Here is a 14,966-nt window from a genome sequence, read left to right on the forward strand (position 1 = left end):
ATATCGTTAAAAAGCGCTGCAACTTTAGATATATAGTTCGGTGTTAATGCCCGGGATAGCAGCAGGATACTCGCCATTTTCATTTGGAACGATCTTCGGGTTTGCATTCCAAGCGTAGCTCGTCGGCGAGAGATCAATCGTGGAGGTCAATGCTTTATCCCACTTGATCACCTTGCCCGTATAGCATGCTATTCGGCCGATGATGCCCGTCAATGTACTATAGGCTCCATACTCGGTATTATCAAACTTATACTCATTCTTGGCTATCGCTTCAAACAGTTCCTTATGCTCTTGTTGATAAGGGTTTGGATTTCCCTTCGTATCGTGCCGGTAGATTTCGTTTCCTTTGGCATCCCACAGGATTGCTTGGTTACCAGCCGATAAATAGACGCGACCTTTAGAGGCCTGAAACGTTTCATCTACGCGGTTGGATATGCCCTCGAAGTGGCGGCACTGGCTGTATACCACGGTGCCATCATCATACGTAAGCTCTACCGCAAAATTATCATAAATTTCACCATACTCTTTTCCTGTGCGGTGCGCGCGGCTCCCCGTACCCTGAATAGAAACTGGATATTTCCCTTTCACCCAATTCGCTACGTCGATATTGTGAACATGCTGTTCAACAATATGATCGCCGCACAGCCAGTTAAAATAATACCAGTTTCGCATCTGATATTCCATTTCTGTTTGGCTGGCTTGGCGAGGGCGCACCCATACCCCGCCGCTATTCCAATACACCTGCCCGGCATACACGTCGCCTATTGCACCGTCTTGAATACGTTTTATAGCCTCTCTGTAGTTTGCCTGATAGCGACGTTGCAGACCAACGACAACGTTTAGTTTCTTATCTCTAGCTTCTTTTGCAATAGCCAATACCTTGTGTATACCTGGAATATCAACCGCTACGGGCTTTTCCATAAAGACATGTTTTCCGGCTTTCACGGCCTCTTCAAAGTGCACGGGACGAAAACCCGGAGGCGTAGTTAACAATACCACGTCCGCATCTTTAATAGCCGATTTGTATCCATCAAAACCAACATAGCGGCGGCTGGCGGGCACATCCACTTTGTCACCGAATTTTTCTTTCAAGGTGGCATACGTCGATTCTAGATTATCTTGAAAGGCATCAGCCATCGCTACCAACTTGATGTTCTGTCCTGATGCAAAGGCATCGAAAGCAGCTCCTGTTCCCCGACCGCCACAACCAATAAGTGCTATTTTGATCTCATCCGTTCCGGCAGCAAAAACGCTACCTACTGGGGTCGAAGCTAAAACCGAAGCTCCAGCCAATGCTGACCCAGCTTTGATGAAGTCTCGTCTTTTAAAAGTATCCATAGTTATCTCCGTTTATAAGGTTATTCGTTAGAAATCTTTGATCGGCGCTTTATCATAATAGGTCATGATATCTTCCTGCGATGGTTGCACAGCAGGCCGCACAAGTCGTAGCCCAACGAAGGGAGCTTCAGGAAACCACCAATTGGATTTCGGGATCTGCGGATCCAACTGTTTCCATATCGGGTCTGAAGCGCCGCGAGCTGCCGAGCGCAAATCTTCCGCAGGGCTTTCAAAAGAGCCGCCGCGAACACTATGTGCGTAAAGCGCAGTGGGTATAGCTACAGGGTTTTCGCTAACTTTCCCTGAAAATTGCTTGTAAAAATCAGCGTTGTATTGGTCGTAAGTCCACTCGGCCACATTGCCCAGCATATCGAAAAGTCCCCAAGCATTCGGCTTCTTTTTTCCTACGGGAGCCGTTTGCGCATCGCTATTGCTCGTAAACCAAGCGTACTCGGGCAGTGCCGCTGCGTCGTCACCAAAATAATAGTCGGTTTGCGATCCCGCTCGGCAAGCATATTCCCATTCAGCTTCGGTAGGGAGTCTATAAAAAATGCCGGTGCGCACGTACAGCCATTTACAAAACTGTATCGCGTTGTAGTGTGTCATAGCTAAAGCGGGATGCCCCTCTTTGCCCATTCCAAAGGTCATGTCTAGATAAGGCTTGGTAGGCCGCGTCACCGCATCTACCTTTCCATCTACACTACCTTCAACGGTTTGGCTTACTTCTAAATCTTTATAGACGAAGGGTTCGTAAAGGTCCCAAGTGACTTCGTAAGTACCCATCCAAAAAGGTGATAGCTTTACTTTATGAGCGGGCTTCTCATCCTCTTTCCCCCCACGATCGCTGCCCATCACAAATTCACCGCCGGGAATGGCTTCCATGGAAAATTGCAGATTCGTACCGTCTAGCTTCTGAACGTAACGTTCATGCTTTGTTTGCGCACTCGCAAAAAGGCATGCTATTACTAAACCGGAAACGATTGCGCTTTTTCTTACGATAGTTATCATCATCAATCTAGATCTTTGTAATCGGAACTAAATATAGAAAATATATTGTAAAATATACACTAAGTGGTTTTTACAACAAGCAAGTTACAAAACTAAAGTTAAGCATTGATAGGATAGCCACGTGGTAACTAAACCCGCTAATATGCTCATTCCAATTACCGTATGTCCGAACTTCGTATTGAGATTGAATTGTTGCAGCAATAAGCTGGTTGCTACAAGACTTGGCATAGCCATTTCGAACACAGCAACTTGCGCAATTTCTCCACGGATATGTAAGAAATAGCATATCGCCAATAGCAACATCGGCCCAAGGCCTAATTTATAAAGCAACGAAAGCGATACGATATAAAGTTCGGACTTGTAGAATGAAAATGACAACTGCATGCCGATAGAAAATAAAGCTAATGGTGAAACGGTGCTAGCCAACTGTGCAAAAAATGGTGCTAAAGGCTGCATATCGAAGAAGCGGGGCAACAGCAGTGCACCTATACATCCCCATAATGGTGGAAAGGATAAAACTTTTTTAACTATTTGCGAAAATGTCACCATATTGCCACGGGATGAGCTTCCTCGTATAGCGATAATCGTCCCGACTGACGACAATAAAAAGAACGTCATTTGATCACTAATGATAGCCCAACTTATTTGCTTTTCACCAAAATAAGTGGCTACCAACGGAAAACCGACGAAAGAGGTGTTGCTAAACCCCGAAACTAGCATGAGGGTATGCGCTGTCCGACGGGACAAACCGAGCCTCTGCCGCAGCAGCATAACAAATAAGATGGCTCCGATTAAGATAAAAACAGGAGCCAACAAGGATAGTAAAAGGCGATTATCCCATGTCAAACCCGGCAAATATGTAAAAGAGGTGGCAGGCAGACCAATGTAGATAATCCAGGCGTTGATGCTTTTAAATCCGTTTGCTGCGACAATTTTACGCTCTTTCAGCACATAGCCCGCAAAGAGACAGAAGATAATAATAAGGAAGTTTGACATAAATTCGTAAATAGTACAGAATCTCCATCTAAAAACGAAGATACGGTCTCGGCTTTTCGCAAAAATTAATAACTTTGCAACCCAAAATTATCGATTATTTAGGAAGTAAAATTGAAAAATATATATTTAATAACGGGTCTGTTTTTTTCTGGTTTATCGTGTCTTTGGGCACAAACGGATTCGGTAACGCAGCCGAAGCGTGTAAAAAACCCATTAATCATTGAGTTAGAAGTAGAGAACGGCGGGATACTGGCTTCTAAAGAAGTTAAGGAGACCGCGTTTCAAAGTGCATTTTATAATGGCGTGAACCTGAAGGTAGGTTGGAAAATACAAAATTCCGATGATCAATATTTTACGTTGTATAATAACCCTATCTACGGTGTCGGCTTATACAGCAGCACTTTTAATACGTATATCATAGGTAGTCCTTATGCTATTTATGGCTTTATGCAGTCGCCATTTGGCAACTTAGCGAACAAACGATGGGGTTTTGACTATCGCATTGGTCTGGGAATTTCCGGGAACTTTAAGCCTTACGACGAGGAAACAAACCCGTTGAACGTGGTTATCGGAGCGAAGAACAATGTGTTTATCGATTTGGGTATCCGCGCGCAATACAAGATAAACCCAAATTGGCGAGCGGGGTTGGGCTTAGCTTTCCATCACTTTTCGAACGGAGCCATGCGGCTACCCAATAAAGGGGTGAACCTCATTCCATTAACAGCATCCATAACCTTCCAGCCGAATGGTGAAACCGTTTTGCCAGATAAGAGCTACATAGCGCCTTACAACGAGCGCGTGTTGTTTCATGTAAATTATGGCCTAGGCTGGAAGCAATTGGAACGCGATAACGACCGACGCTTTTTCAAATCCACATTCAGTGCATACGCCAGCAAGCATATATCGCACAAGTGGCGAATGGGTGCTGGACTGGATCTATTCTATTCCGAATCCGGGAACAGCGATCAGATAGCCGGCGATAAAAGTGGGAAACTGAGTGCTAAACTGTCTTATGGTCCATCCTACTACCTAGCACATGTGCTAACGCGAAATTTAGTATTGAATGGTAACGTGGGGTATTACCTGCACAAGCAATACTTCAATGGAGAGATTACGCGCATATTTCTTCGAGCAGGTGCTCGCTATTACGTCTATAAGAATATTAATGCTGGCGTGTCTATTAAAGCACATAAGGGTAAAGCAGACTTTATTGAATGGACGATGGGGTATACGTTTAATAGGAAGTAGTCTTAGCTGAAGGTCGCTGTGCTTTTACAATCGCTTAGGCCTACACACGACCCTTCCGCCGCATGCCGCGGCAAGGCAAATACTTTTGTAGGGCAAAAGTATTCAAAACCCGTCGCTTGAAACCTTTGCAGGGAGGGTTTGTGCTGTGGCCAATGATTACATATTGCAAAGCTTTCGATGCGACATTTTGGTTAATCGAGGGGGTGCAATTGAAAGTGGAAAGTGAGAAGTCAAAAGTGATAAGTCTAAAAATACGTCTTTGCGAAGTAGGACGTGGCAAAGACGTATTTTACAAAAGTAAGATTGCAGCGCCGTCGTGCCTCCGGCTCGCAATGACGCCCACTTTGTCACACGCCATATCACACTACTCGTTACTACATACTAAGTACTATAATCTACCTACTATTATCTATTCTCACTACGCACTACGCATTACTCACTACTTATTATCACATCACCAATTTGCGAATGCTTTTCGCAAGATTTCTATCTACCGTGATATAGCCGGGGTAGTATATATTGCTATTGCCAATTTTCATAGAAGGCTTGATTTTTAAAACCAAAAAGCCCTCGCCTTCGCGCGTAAAAATTTCATTAAGCACATTTTCTAATCCTTTTTCCTGTGTCGCACCAAAGATGTTTGCTTTGAACGTTAACGGTACTACCGTGCTTTCACCGGTTGCTAGTTGAACGTTTTGGTTCACATCACCTTCGAATAAAGGTTTTCCTTGGATCTCGATCAGGTATTTAAAAGAATTGATGGAGGTTTTGCTAGCCGTAGGATTACTGATCTTCATATTAACGCGCGCCTCCAGGGGCAGGTCCTTACGCAACATGGCCAGCGCCACGGCGGGTAGAGAAGCTAAATTAACGCTATTTCCCTCCGTGTAGCTATTCACCGATCGACCGGCTAGCCGCACATCCTGTAAAGATTCTACCGTATAATCACATTTGGCCAACGCATCAATATTATTTTTGCTTACCGCACAGCCGCCCATGCAAATAGCCAATACGGCTAAACACATCCAAAATAAATTTCTTCTTCCCATAACTTCCACTATATTATTTTTTTCTACCACCAAAATTGTAAGTCACACCCAGCGTAAAGACGGCATTACCGGCTTTCAGATAATCGTTGTCCACTACGTTGAAATTAAAACCGTTTGTGTATTGTAATTGTAAGCCTTTATGAAGCTCTAGCCGCGTAAAAAACAATGGCTCAATGAAAAAAGCCTCTTCCTTTGGACTGTCCACATTGTTAATCGTAAAGCTTCTCATCCCTACCCTACTAGCGCGGATGGCTGTACCGTAATTTAGTTCACGTTTTTTACCAAAAAGATTCAGCTTCTGTTTGCGCGTCGATGAATAGTTTACCTGCACGAAGATCTTGTCAAAATCCATATCCCGCGTCTCTACGGGTTGCATGCCCGTAGTTGTTGCTCGGCGGTCTACCTCTGTGGAGGACCCAACACCGTAGCCTCCATAAACTTCGAAGACCTGTCGCTTCTCCTTCCCTATCTTCGTGAAGTAGCCAATGGCGCCTTCTACAGATTGCTGCCGGAAAAGCTCGTTGCTGCTCTCGCCGCCGCTATCGATATACGATCCGTTAGCAATGACGGCCACATGTTTACCCACCGCTACACCGGCATTACCACTGATATTCCCCTTAATATTGCTGTGGGCAGCCAGATAAACCTCGCCCTGCTCACGAAACATGGGCGTTGCGGGTACATTTGGCATATATATCGAGCTGCAAGCCCCCAAAGACCACGCAATGGGTAGGGCTAAAAGATGTGTTTTTTTGATACGCATAACTATTTTCACCAGTCTTACGTAATAATTATTGTGCCAAAATAAATCACAAAAAATAAAGGAAGGTCTAAAAGTGCTACGCAAGGCTGAAAAAAAACACCGCATAGCTAGCGCATATGAGGCAACAATTTGCATGTTGCTCGAAGCGTCGTAAAGGCCGCTAGGCAGCTTAGACAAGACCGGCGCGTTCCAGCTCAACCTGCATCTCCTGCTGCAAGAGCAGGGCTTCCTCACGGGCACGCTCCGCAAAATCAAGACCTTTAGAGGCGTAGATGATCCCGCGGGTGCTATTCACGAGTAAGCCACAGTTGCTGTTCATCCCATAGCGGCACACCTCTTGAAGCGAGCCCCCTTGTGCACCAACGCCCGGAACCAACAGAAAGTGGTCGGGCACGTGCTTACGGACCGTCAAGAAAGCCTCTCCACGGGTAGCGCCAACGACAAACATCGTATTATCAACAGTGCCCCACGAGCCTACTTTCTGCAAAACAGTTTCAAACAGCTGTTCGCCTTGTTCGTTCGTGATATTTTGAAAATCTGTACTCCCCACGTTAGAAGTAAGCGCTAAAACGATAGCCCACTTATCCGGCGAGGTCAGGAACGGAGTTACGGAATCATGGCCCATGTAGGGTGCAATAGTAATAGAATCAAAACCAAGACCCGAAACCTGCTGATCAAAAAATGCCTGCGCATACATCGCGGAGGTATTGCCGATATCACCACGCTTTGCATCTGCGATACTGAAGCAATTTTTTGGAAGAATTTCCCAGGTTTTTTGTAGGGATTGCCAACCTTTGACGCCGTAGCATTCGTAAAAAGCGATGTTTGGTTTATAGGCCACACAAAGATCTTCAGTAGCTTCGACGATCGCTTTGTTAAAGCTAAATATTGGATCTTCTTCTGCCAGGAGATGTTCTGGTATTTTAGTGATGTCCGTATCTAAACCGACACAAAGAAAACTTTTCTTTGTCTTTATCTCGCGAACCAACTCCGCTCTCGTCATTTTACTTGTTAATTAAGGTTGTTATAAAATCAAAAACTTGCTTACGCGAATAATCTGCCATTCCCTCATGATGGGCTGCGACGTTGCCCTCCTTATCCAAAATCACGGTGGTCGGTATGGATTGGCCCAACCAGTTTGAAGGGATTTCACTTTCCGGGTAGTAGATCGGAAGATCCATTTTTCCCTGTTTCATAAACTCGTGTGCTTTCTCCGCCTCCCCATCGATCTCGACCAACATGAAAACTACGCGGTCATCATCCTTAAATTTATCTTTCAACGCTTGGATAGACGGCATTTCCGCTTTACAAGGCGGACACCAAGTAGCCCAAAAGTTTAGGAACACAACTTTACCGGCCAGATCGGATATCTTAACCACTTTCCCGGCATCATCGGTAAAAGTTACCTGTTGTGTTGTGCTTGCTGATGCTGCATCGTCAGGCGTCACCGTATCTTGTGGAGCTTCCAAATCAGGTTGAAATAGGCCCAACTTCATCAACCCCTGCTGAAACCAAGATCGACTAGTGGGAATAATCATGGCCGCGATAAGCAGGACAAATACGATGTTGCCTACGATTTTCCATGTTCGTTTTTTATTCGTCATCCTTATACTGCTTAGCTATCAAATTTTTCCAAAAGTTTAAGCAACGTTGCAAAGTCCTTCGGATAGGGTGCCTCAAAAGCGTAATCTTTTCCGTCGATACTGAAGCTAACGTGCTTTGCGTGCAAAGCGAATCGCTTCATGACAGGCAACTCTTCCTGATCCTTAGCCATAGTAAAACCGCGTTTCTTAATTTGCGATAAGAATACAGGCTTGCCGCGGTACATACTGTCACCAACAATCGCCGCATGTTGCGTTGCCAAGTGAATCCTGATTTGGTGCATTCTGCCCGTAACAGGTTTACACTCCACTAACGTATAATGCTTGAAATATTTGATGGAATTAAAGATGGTTTCAGCAGCCTTACCATTCGCCCGATCAATAGAAACGCTTTTATTGCCTTGGTTCAATATCGGCAGATCGACAACCAGCTGTTCGAAGGTGTGTGTACCGCCAATCACGGCATGATAAACCTTGTTTACGCGGCGATGCTCGAAAGCCATAGATACCGCCCGATAAGTCTGCGGATTTTTAGCTATCAGCAATATGCCCGAAGTTTCTTTATCTAACCGATGACATACCTGTGCATCAGCATGATAGCGCTTAGCCAGCCTGAGTATATTTACCTCTCCCCCCGTTCTATCATCCAACGACGCCACAAATGGGGGTTTGTTGATCACGATAAGGTCATCATCCTCGAAAATAATTAGGTCTTGAAATTTCGGGAATTTAAATAAACGATTTTCGCTTTCCTGCATATCCACAAAAGTACAAATTCTAGGATAGATAAAAGAGGGCGGTCTCCCAATATGGTATTATTTAGCATATTTCTATTTTAATTATTTAGTTTTGCTGAATCAAAGAGAAGAAAATGTCAGTAAATAAGATTATAAAACGCGTAACCACAAATACCATATTGGGCATGAAACAGACTGGTGAGAAGATCAGCATGTTGACGGCTTACGATTTTTCCACGGCAAAGGCGCTTGACGAGGCGGGAATCGACATTTTATTGGTGGGAGATTCGGCGGCCAATGTGTTTGCCGGGTATGAGACTACGCTGCCCATCACGTTAGATCATATGATTTACCACGCCAGCGCGGTAGCGCGCGGCACTAAACGAGCTTTGGTGCTTGTAGACCTGCCATTCGGCGAGTATCAGGGAACGCCGGAAGATGCATTTAAAGCTGCCGTACGCATGATGAAAGAATCTGGTGCACACGCGCTGAAGCTCGAAGGTGGGGTAGAAATTTTAGAAAATATAAAAAAGATTATCGACGCGGGTATTCCCGTTTGCGGACATCTTGGGCTCACGCCGCAAGCCATTAATAAATTTGGCACCTTCGGTGTGCGCGCTCAGGAAGAGGCCGAGGCAGCAAAACTAAAGTCAGATGCCTTGGCACTGCAAGAAATTGGCTGTTTTGCTGTGGTTTTGGAAAAGATCCCCGCCAAATTAGCCCAAGAAGTTTCTGCTTCTCTTTCGATACCCACTATAGGTATTGGGGCCGGAAACGGCTGCGATGGCCAGGTATTGGTGGTAAATGACATGTTGGGTTTTACCAAGGATTTTAAACCTAAGTTTCTGCGACGCTATATGGATATGTATGGCGGTATCGTTCAGGCCGCAAGTCAATATGCTGCTGACGTAAAGGCAGGCAGTTATCCTAACGAACAAGAACAATATTAAAATACGATGCGCATCCTCCTGATTGTTGTACTCCTTGCGGTATTGCTGTATTACCTCTCCCGTCGGTTTTTTATGAAGAGCCCGGTAGCAGCCGTTGCAAGGCCCATGCAGCAGCATAACCTACAACGGGTGGACAGCGACACTCGCCTTATCGGCAGAGCTGGAAAAAACACCATGCTTACTGTCGGGATAGGCTTTGTATTATTCTTTGTTATTCTTCTGTTAGGTTTCAAAATCAAGATCTTATGGATAGCACTTCCACTAAGTCTTTACCTCATCGGACAACTTTTTGTATACAGCAATCACCTCAAAGCCATCCGCAAATATGGAATATACTATGATCCGCTACTAGCGGATGTACTTGTGTATAACAATGCCGGTGAAAGTATCCAATTTAACCTGTTAAGAGATATACAGGGCGTTACAGAAGTAAAATCGGTGCAAGCGAATAAAGGTACGCTGTTCGGATATTACAAATTACGTACGACAAAAGGCGAACTTGTTATTCCTTACTTGATCGAGCAGCACAATGCGCCTATCAACAGGCAGTTTTTTGAGGCCCTGAACCAACATTATAGGATCGAAGTGGAGACGAGATTATTCCCGATTATTTAATACATAAAAAAAGCACGCTCGCGTGCTTTTTTTATGTTATGCTATAGCATCAGCGTTTATCGCTTTCCACAGCATATCCTTCAACTGTGTGATATTTTTGCCTGCTACGGATGAAATGAAGATAGCAGGAACTCCTTTGGGGAGGGTCTCTGCCATTTCTGCTTCCAACTCATCATCCAGCATATCTGCTTTCGTAATCGCCAACAAGCGGGGCTTATCTATCAGTTCGGGATTATAAGCCGTCAATTCACTCAGTAAGATTTGATACTCTTCTTCAATGCTTCTGTCGGTATCTACCGGCACCATAAAGAGCAAAACTGAATTTCGTTCAATATGACGTAAGAAGCGATAACCCAACCCTTTTCCTTTCGATGCACCTTCAATGATACCCGGAATATCAGCCATAACAAATGATTTGTTATCACGGTACCCTACAATTCCCAGATTAGGCACCAATGTGGTAAACGGGTAATTTGCAATCTCCGGTTTAGCAGCCGACACAACAGACAACAGCGTAGATTTGCCCGCATTTGGGAAGCCGACCAGACCGACATCTGCCAAAACTTTAAGCTCTAGGATTATCCACTGCTCTTGCCCGGGCAACCCAGGTTGGGAAAATCGCGGCGTTTGCTGCGTGGACGATTTAAAATGCCAGTTTCCTAGACCACCTTTACCACCGGGTGTTAGAATCTTCGTTTCCCCATCTTCCGTGATATCAAATAATACCTCACCCGTTTCGGCGTCTTTTGCGATCGTTCCCAGCGGCACTTCAAGAATTTCATCGGTGCCTGTTGCACCACTCCGCAATGCAGATCCTCCCGGTTCACCGTTCGCTGCGATAATGTGCTTACGGAATTTCAAGTGCAATAGCGTCCAATGCTGCGTTGATCCTTTCAAGATGATGTGGCCGCCACGTCCACCATCTCCGCCATCCGGCCCACCTTTCGCGGTAAACTTATCGCGATGTAAGTGTGCAGAACCGGACCCGCCGTGTCCAGAACGGCAGCACACCTTCACATAATCAACAAAATTTGAGCCCTGGGCCATAATCCTCTTCTTTTAACTTAGTATTTATCGATGATGTACGTCAACGACTGAAAAATGGTATCAATCTCGCCTATACCATCTACTTTAGCAAGCTTACCCTGCTCTTCGTAATACGGAAGTACGTGAATCGTTTTACTGAAATACTCCTCAATACGTTTCTTTAATTTATCCGCGGCGTCATCTGCACGGCCTGAAATCTCTTGGCGTTTGGCAATCCGCTGCGTCAGCTCTTCCTCCGTAACATCTAACGCCACAACTCCTGTGATACGTTGACCGATCGAAGTCAAAAACGCATCCAATGCCTCTGCCTGCGCAACCGTACGCGGGAAACCATCGAAAATGAAACCCTTCGCTTCCGCATTGTCTTTGATCACCTCTTCCAGCATAGCAATGGTAATGGAATCAGGCACTAAATTGCCTTCAGCAATGATTTGACTCACCTGCTTCCCAAGCTCAGTCTGATTTTTAATGTGGCTGCGGAAAATATCACCCGTTGAAATGTGTACCAATTGGTATTTCTCGATAAGTTTTTCTGATTGAGTACCCTTACCAGCACCTGGAGGACCGAATAAGACAAGGTTTAGCATAGTTTTAGTATATTTTGTTCTATGTTCGAAAAAAAAGCCTAATCCAATGAGAATTAGGCTTCGTGTACTATGTGCGCTCAAAGGGAGTCGAACCCCTAACCTCCTGATCCGTAGTCAGGTGCTCTATCCAATTAAGCTATGAGCGCGGCAACCATCACTTTCGGACCTGTAGCCCTTTCCGTTTTGGTGATGCAAATATAGGGAAATGGATTTGCTCTGCAAATTTTTTTTCAACTTTATACCCCTCTCACAGCCGTTGTCACTGTAAACGCAATGCAATAAGCGCTTTAAATAGTCTTAACATGATACAGAGTGAACCTTGCAAATTTGACAAGTTTAATAGATAAGAAAAAACTCCCGCAGAAGCGCTTATACGCAATGGAAGAAACTGAAAGAATGAATATGATGGAGACGTTGTGAAAAGAAAAGTGTGCGCTCAAAGGGAGTCGAACCCCTAACCTCCTGATCCGTAGTCAGGTGCTCTATCCAATTAAGCTATGAGCGCATTTTCCGAAATATAGACAACAACAGGGTTGTTGTCGTTTTCAGTGATGCAAATATCGGCACTTTTTCTTTTTTTCCAAATTATTTTTCGAAAAAATGCCCGTAGAACTGACATATGGTATGTATATTGTTGATTTAAAACGTAATTAAATTTTGCATTAATCTCTACAACATGGCTGAACGCTTAATAAAAAGCAGTAAAATTCGGATCGGTGACATCAGTATCTCCTATTATCATAAAAAGGCAAAGACCGAGTCGGACAAAACCATCATTTTCCTGCATGGCTTTCCATTCAATAAAAATATGTGGCGTGCACAGCTGGACACGCTTCCAGACCATGTATCAGCCATTGCCGTGGACATTCGCGGTCACGGAAATAGCACAGCCGGCCACGGTTTCTTCTCCATTGATGTTTTCGCGAAAGACTTACGGGTGTTTATGGAAAAACTAGATATTCAGCAAGCCATCCTCTGCGGTGTATCTATGGGCGGCTATATTGCACTCCGTGCCTATGAACTTTTCCCAGAACGCATTATTGGGCTTGTGCTTTCTGACACACATAGCAAGGCAGACAGCAATGCTGCAAAGCAAAGACGCTTCGATAGCATACAAGCGGTACTGAACCATGGACGCAGACCCTTTGCCATAGGCTTTGTCGAAAATGTATTCACGTCGCAAAGCATTGAAGACATGCCGGAAGCAACGGAACTGATCAAAAGCAGCATCCGGCGAAACAGTATCAGTACGATCTGTGCAACTTTACTTGCCTTAGCATCGCGCACTGACACATCAGCAAGTCTGTTTCAGATTGAAGTCCCTTGCCTGTTAATTCGTGGTGCGGAAGACAAGATAACATCAAAGCAAGATATGATTGATATGGCAAATGCTATTCCGAACAATCGATTTATCGAGATAGATAATGCCGGGCACCTTCCCAATCTGGAAGATCCGAGGCGATTTACGGAGTTGCTGACGGAGTTTCTCGAAGAGGTTTAAGCGAAGTGTCCTTCTCTAGTTCTAGGATATCGTGTGCCAAATTATACCCCATATCGATGAGCTCGATCGAACGATGAAAATCCCATATACCCGCCGAGTCGTGTGGGATAGTGATGGTAAAATCTGGCTGGTAATGGGCCAATGTTAATATGCTGAGCCGCCTGCGCATGGCGAAATAGGATTCCTGCAAAAGTGCGACAGGGTTGAGTTTAGCGACGAGCCCTGTTTCCTTGTTAGGGCGACCATCCAGATTGACAGCGATGATGATATTATCTTTTTTTGTCACATGGTTGAGTGGCAAGGGATTGAGGACACCGCCATCCACCAAAAATCGATCGTCGTAAACCACACCTGCGAAAACTCCCGGAATAGCTATAGAAGCGCGTATAGCGGTATAGATGCTTCCTGTTGTAAAAACGACCTCTTCTTCCCGATCTAAATCTGTCGCCACGGCCGTGTATGTAAAAGGCAAATCCTCGATGTTTACATCGTCAAAAACAGTGTGTAATTTGTCTATAATGCGTTGGCCTTTCAACAGTCCAAATCGCGGATTGGTAAAATCCAGTAAACGAAACACCTGCCCTTTCGTAAGCGTTTTCATCCAATCCCCAAGTTCCACGACGCGGTTGCAAGCATAAGCAGCACCGACCAATGCGCCGATGGAACAACCAACAATTTCGTCAATAATATAGCCTTGCTCAACAAGATATTGAATAACGCCAATTTGCGTAATACCCCGCGCTCCGCCACTGCCAAGCACCAACGAAACCTTTTTCTCCTCGTTTATTCTTTGCATGCCCTAAATATATACAATTATCAGCGTTTGATGTATGTCATAATTTTGTCGATTTGCAGCGTCCGACTTGTTCGATAGTTTAATATAGTTAATTTTGCTAACACTGTTAACAAATTGTTTAAACACGAATGGGAATTACCGAGCGAAGATTACGGCAACAAGATGAGATCAGGCAACAGATTATAGCAGCGTCTTGGCAAATCATATCGGCTGAAGGCTGGCAAGCATTTTCAATCCGGCGCATTGCAGATGCTATCGAGTACAGCGTCCCCGTGATCTATAAACATTTTGAAAATAAAGAGGCGATTCAGGAATACTTCATAAAAGAAGGATTTGCAAACCTGACGATAGATATGCAGCAGGCCAAGCAGAAAGCTGGTACTCCCGAAGCGTGTATTGAAGAGATGGCTTTTGCATATTGGCGTTTTGCTGCAACTAAAACGGCCTATTACCGCATTATGTTTAGCTTGGGTATACCGCACTGTGAAACGGTAAATAGTGTGGTAGAAATGAAGCAAATGTCGACACTGATGTTCGAAGCGATTGCCAACTTAGCGAAAACCTACGAACATCAAGACATCTATTTAAAGCTAAAAACGTTTTGGTCGATGCTTCATGGTTTTATATCCATAGAATTACTGTCTAACAGTATTATCCCGGCAGAGCCTACGCCCATGTTTGCAGATGCTATAGAGAGTTTTAAGTTTACTTTAATTAATAAAAAATAAGA

16 protein-coding genes and 2 tRNA genes are annotated in these 14,966 nt (G+C 44.6%); 5 read left to right on the plus strand and 13 right to left on the minus strand.

Annotation, left to right across the window (positions count from 1 at the left end; genetic code table 11):
* Window positions 1-24 precede the first annotated feature (24 nt).
* The 3 genes from B0I21_RS14965 to B0I21_RS14975 form a co-directional block, all read right to left on the minus strand.
* Window positions 25-1,338: a Gfo/Idh/MocA family protein gene (locus B0I21_RS14965; protein ID WP_133641289.1), complete on the minus strand. Its 1,314-nt coding sequence runs from the start codon at window positions 1,336-1,338 to the stop codon at window positions 25-27.
* Between the two features lie 27 nt (window positions 1,339-1,365).
* Entirely contained in the window at window positions 1,366-2,349 is a 984-nt protein-coding gene (locus B0I21_RS14970) for a formylglycine-generating enzyme family protein (protein ID WP_243836150.1), read from the minus strand.
* A gap of 81 nt (window positions 2,350-2,430) precedes the next feature.
* Window positions 2,431-3,342, minus strand: coding sequence for an AEC family transporter (locus tag B0I21_RS14975; RefSeq protein ID WP_133641290.1), 912 nt, complete (start codon window positions 3,340-3,342; stop codon window positions 2,431-2,433).
* A gap of 111 nt (window positions 3,343-3,453) precedes the next feature.
* Between B0I21_RS14975 and B0I21_RS14980 the strand changes: the two genes are divergently transcribed.
* On the plus strand, window positions 3,454-4,590 hold the full coding sequence (locus B0I21_RS14980) for an acyloxyacyl hydrolase (RefSeq protein WP_243836152.1): 1,137 nt from the start codon (window positions 3,454-3,456) through the stop codon (window positions 4,588-4,590).
* Window positions 4,591-5,039: 449 nt separating this feature from the next.
* Here B0I21_RS14980 and B0I21_RS14985 read toward each other — a convergent pair whose 3' ends face one another.
* The 5 genes from B0I21_RS14985 to B0I21_RS15005 all read right to left on the minus strand — a co-directional run bounded on the left by B0I21_RS14985 (window position 5,040) and on the right by B0I21_RS15005 (window position 8,761).
* Window positions 5,040-5,639: a hypothetical protein gene (locus B0I21_RS14985; RefSeq protein ID WP_133641291.1), complete on the minus strand. Its 600-nt coding sequence runs from the start codon at window positions 5,637-5,639 to the stop codon at window positions 5,040-5,042.
* 13 nt (window positions 5,640-5,652) lie between these two features.
* Entirely contained in the window at window positions 5,653-6,402 is a 750-nt protein-coding gene (locus tag B0I21_RS14990) for a hypothetical protein (RefSeq protein WP_133641292.1), read from the minus strand.
* 169 nt (window positions 6,403-6,571) lie between these two features.
* Entirely contained in the window at window positions 6,572-7,405 is an 834-nt protein-coding gene (gene pyrF, locus B0I21_RS14995; protein ID WP_133641293.1) for an orotidine-5'-phosphate decarboxylase, read from the minus strand.
* Between the two features lies 1 nt (window position 7,406).
* Entirely contained in the window at window positions 7,407-8,006 is a 600-nt protein-coding gene (locus B0I21_RS15000) for a TlpA family protein disulfide reductase (protein ID WP_133641294.1), read from the minus strand.
* Window positions 8,007-8,017: 11 nt separating this feature from the next.
* Window positions 8,018-8,761: an RluA family pseudouridine synthase gene (locus B0I21_RS15005; RefSeq protein ID WP_133641295.1), complete on the minus strand. Its 744-nt coding sequence runs from the start codon at window positions 8,759-8,761 to the stop codon at window positions 8,018-8,020.
* Between the two features lie 113 nt (window positions 8,762-8,874).
* On the opposite strand from B0I21_RS15005, the gene panB reads away from it, so the two are divergent.
* A complete protein-coding gene (gene panB / locus B0I21_RS15010; protein WP_133641296.1) occupies window positions 8,875-9,690 on the plus strand; it encodes a 3-methyl-2-oxobutanoate hydroxymethyltransferase in 816 nt (271 codons plus the stop codon).
* Window positions 9,691-9,696: 6 nt separating this feature from the next.
* The gene (locus tag B0I21_RS15015; protein ID WP_133641297.1) at window positions 9,697-10,305 is read left to right on the plus strand and encodes a hypothetical protein; all 609 of its coding nucleotides are present in this window, start codon (window positions 9,697-9,699) and stop codon (window positions 10,303-10,305) included.
* A gap of 36 nt (window positions 10,306-10,341) precedes the next feature.
* Here the strand turns inward: B0I21_RS15015 and obgE are convergent, their stop codons facing one another.
* The 4 genes from obgE to B0I21_RS15035 all read right to left on the minus strand — a co-directional run bounded on the left by obgE (window position 10,342) and on the right by B0I21_RS15035 (window position 12,444).
* The gene (gene obgE / locus B0I21_RS15020; RefSeq protein ID WP_133641298.1) at window positions 10,342-11,352 is read right to left on the minus strand and encodes a GTPase ObgE; all 1,011 of its coding nucleotides are present in this window, start codon (window positions 11,350-11,352) and stop codon (window positions 10,342-10,344) included.
* Window positions 11,353-11,369: 17 nt separating this feature from the next.
* Window positions 11,370-11,939, minus strand: coding sequence for an adenylate kinase (locus tag B0I21_RS15025; RefSeq protein WP_133641299.1), 570 nt, complete (start codon window positions 11,937-11,939; stop codon window positions 11,370-11,372).
* A 72-nt stretch (window positions 11,940-12,011) separates the two neighbouring features.
* A tRNA-Arg gene (locus B0I21_RS15030) sits at window positions 12,012-12,085 on the minus strand.
* A gap of 285 nt (window positions 12,086-12,370) precedes the next feature.
* Window positions 12,371-12,444: transfer RNA gene (locus B0I21_RS15035), tRNA-Arg, on the minus strand.
* A 171-nt stretch (window positions 12,445-12,615) separates the two neighbouring features.
* Between B0I21_RS15035 and B0I21_RS15040 the strand changes: the two genes are divergently transcribed.
* A complete protein-coding gene (locus tag B0I21_RS15040) occupies window positions 12,616-13,440 on the plus strand; it encodes an alpha/beta fold hydrolase (RefSeq protein ID WP_133641300.1) in 825 nt (274 codons plus the stop codon).
* Here B0I21_RS15040 and B0I21_RS15045 read toward each other — a convergent pair.
* A complete protein-coding gene (locus tag B0I21_RS15045) occupies window positions 13,403-14,236 on the minus strand; it encodes a patatin-like phospholipase family protein (RefSeq protein WP_133641301.1) in 834 nt (277 codons plus the stop codon). The two genes, B0I21_RS15040 and B0I21_RS15045, sit on opposite strands and share 38 nt — an antisense overlap.
* A gap of 128 nt (window positions 14,237-14,364) precedes the next feature.
* Here B0I21_RS15045 and B0I21_RS15050 point away from each other — a divergent pair, with 128 nt between their 5' ends.
* Entirely contained in the window at window positions 14,365-14,964 is a 600-nt protein-coding gene (locus B0I21_RS15050; RefSeq protein WP_133641302.1) for a TetR/AcrR family transcriptional regulator, read from the plus strand.
* Window positions 14,965-14,966 lie beyond the last annotated feature (2 nt).

It is taken from the genome of Sphingobacterium paludis, from assembly GCF_004364125.1.
GTDB classification, from domain to species: domain Bacteria; phylum Bacteroidota; class Bacteroidia; order Sphingobacteriales; family Sphingobacteriaceae; genus Sphingobacterium; species Sphingobacterium paludis.

Bases quoted from the DNA above. Each gene is read 5' to 3' on its own strand.
- B0I21_RS15025 (WP_133641299.1), bottom strand. From the start codon at position 11,939: ATGCTAAACCTTGTCTTATTCGGTCCTCCAGGTGCTGGTAAGGGTACT.
- B0I21_RS14965 (WP_133641289.1), bottom strand. From the start codon at position 1,338: ATGGATACTTTTAAAAGACGAGACTTCATCAAAGCTGGGTCAGCATTG.
- B0I21_RS15050 (WP_133641302.1), top strand. From the start codon at position 14,365: ATGGGAATTACCGAGCGAAGATTACGGCAACAAGATGAGATCAGGCAA.
- B0I21_RS14975 (WP_133641290.1), bottom strand. From the start codon at position 3,342: ATGTCAAACTTCCTTATTATTATCTTCTGTCTCTTTGCGGGCTATGTG.
- B0I21_RS14970 (WP_243836150.1), bottom strand. From the start codon at position 2,349: ATGATGATAACTATCGTAAGAAAAAGCGCAATCGTTTCCGGTTTAGTA.
- B0I21_RS14985 (WP_133641291.1), bottom strand. From the start codon at position 5,639: ATGGGAAGAAGAAATTTATTTTGGATGTGTTTAGCCGTATTGGCTATT.
- B0I21_RS14990 (WP_133641292.1), bottom strand. From the start codon at position 6,402: ATGCGTATCAAAAAAACACATCTTTTAGCCCTACCCATTGCGTGGTCT.
- B0I21_RS15045 (WP_133641301.1), bottom strand. From the start codon at position 14,236: ATGCAAAGAATAAACGAGGAGAAAAAGGTTTCGTTGGTGCTTGGCAGT.
- pyrF (WP_133641293.1), bottom strand. From the start codon at position 7,405: ATGACGAGAGCGGAGTTGGTTCGCGAGATAAAGACAAAGAAAAGTTTT.
- B0I21_RS15000 (WP_133641294.1), bottom strand. From the start codon at position 8,006: ATGACGAATAAAAAACGAACATGGAAAATCGTAGGCAACATCGTATTT.
- B0I21_RS15015 (WP_133641297.1), top strand. From the start codon at position 9,697: ATGCGCATCCTCCTGATTGTTGTACTCCTTGCGGTATTGCTGTATTAC.
- B0I21_RS15005 (WP_133641295.1), bottom strand. From the start codon at position 8,761: ATGCAGGAAAGCGAAAATCGTTTATTTAAATTCCCGAAATTTCAAGAC.
- B0I21_RS15040 (WP_133641300.1), top strand. From the start codon at position 12,616: ATGGCTGAACGCTTAATAAAAAGCAGTAAAATTCGGATCGGTGACATC.
- obgE (WP_133641298.1), bottom strand. From the start codon at position 11,352: ATGGCCCAGGGCTCAAATTTTGTTGATTATGTGAAGGTGTGCTGCCGT.
- panB (WP_133641296.1), top strand. From the start codon at position 8,875: ATGTCAGTAAATAAGATTATAAAACGCGTAACCACAAATACCATATTG.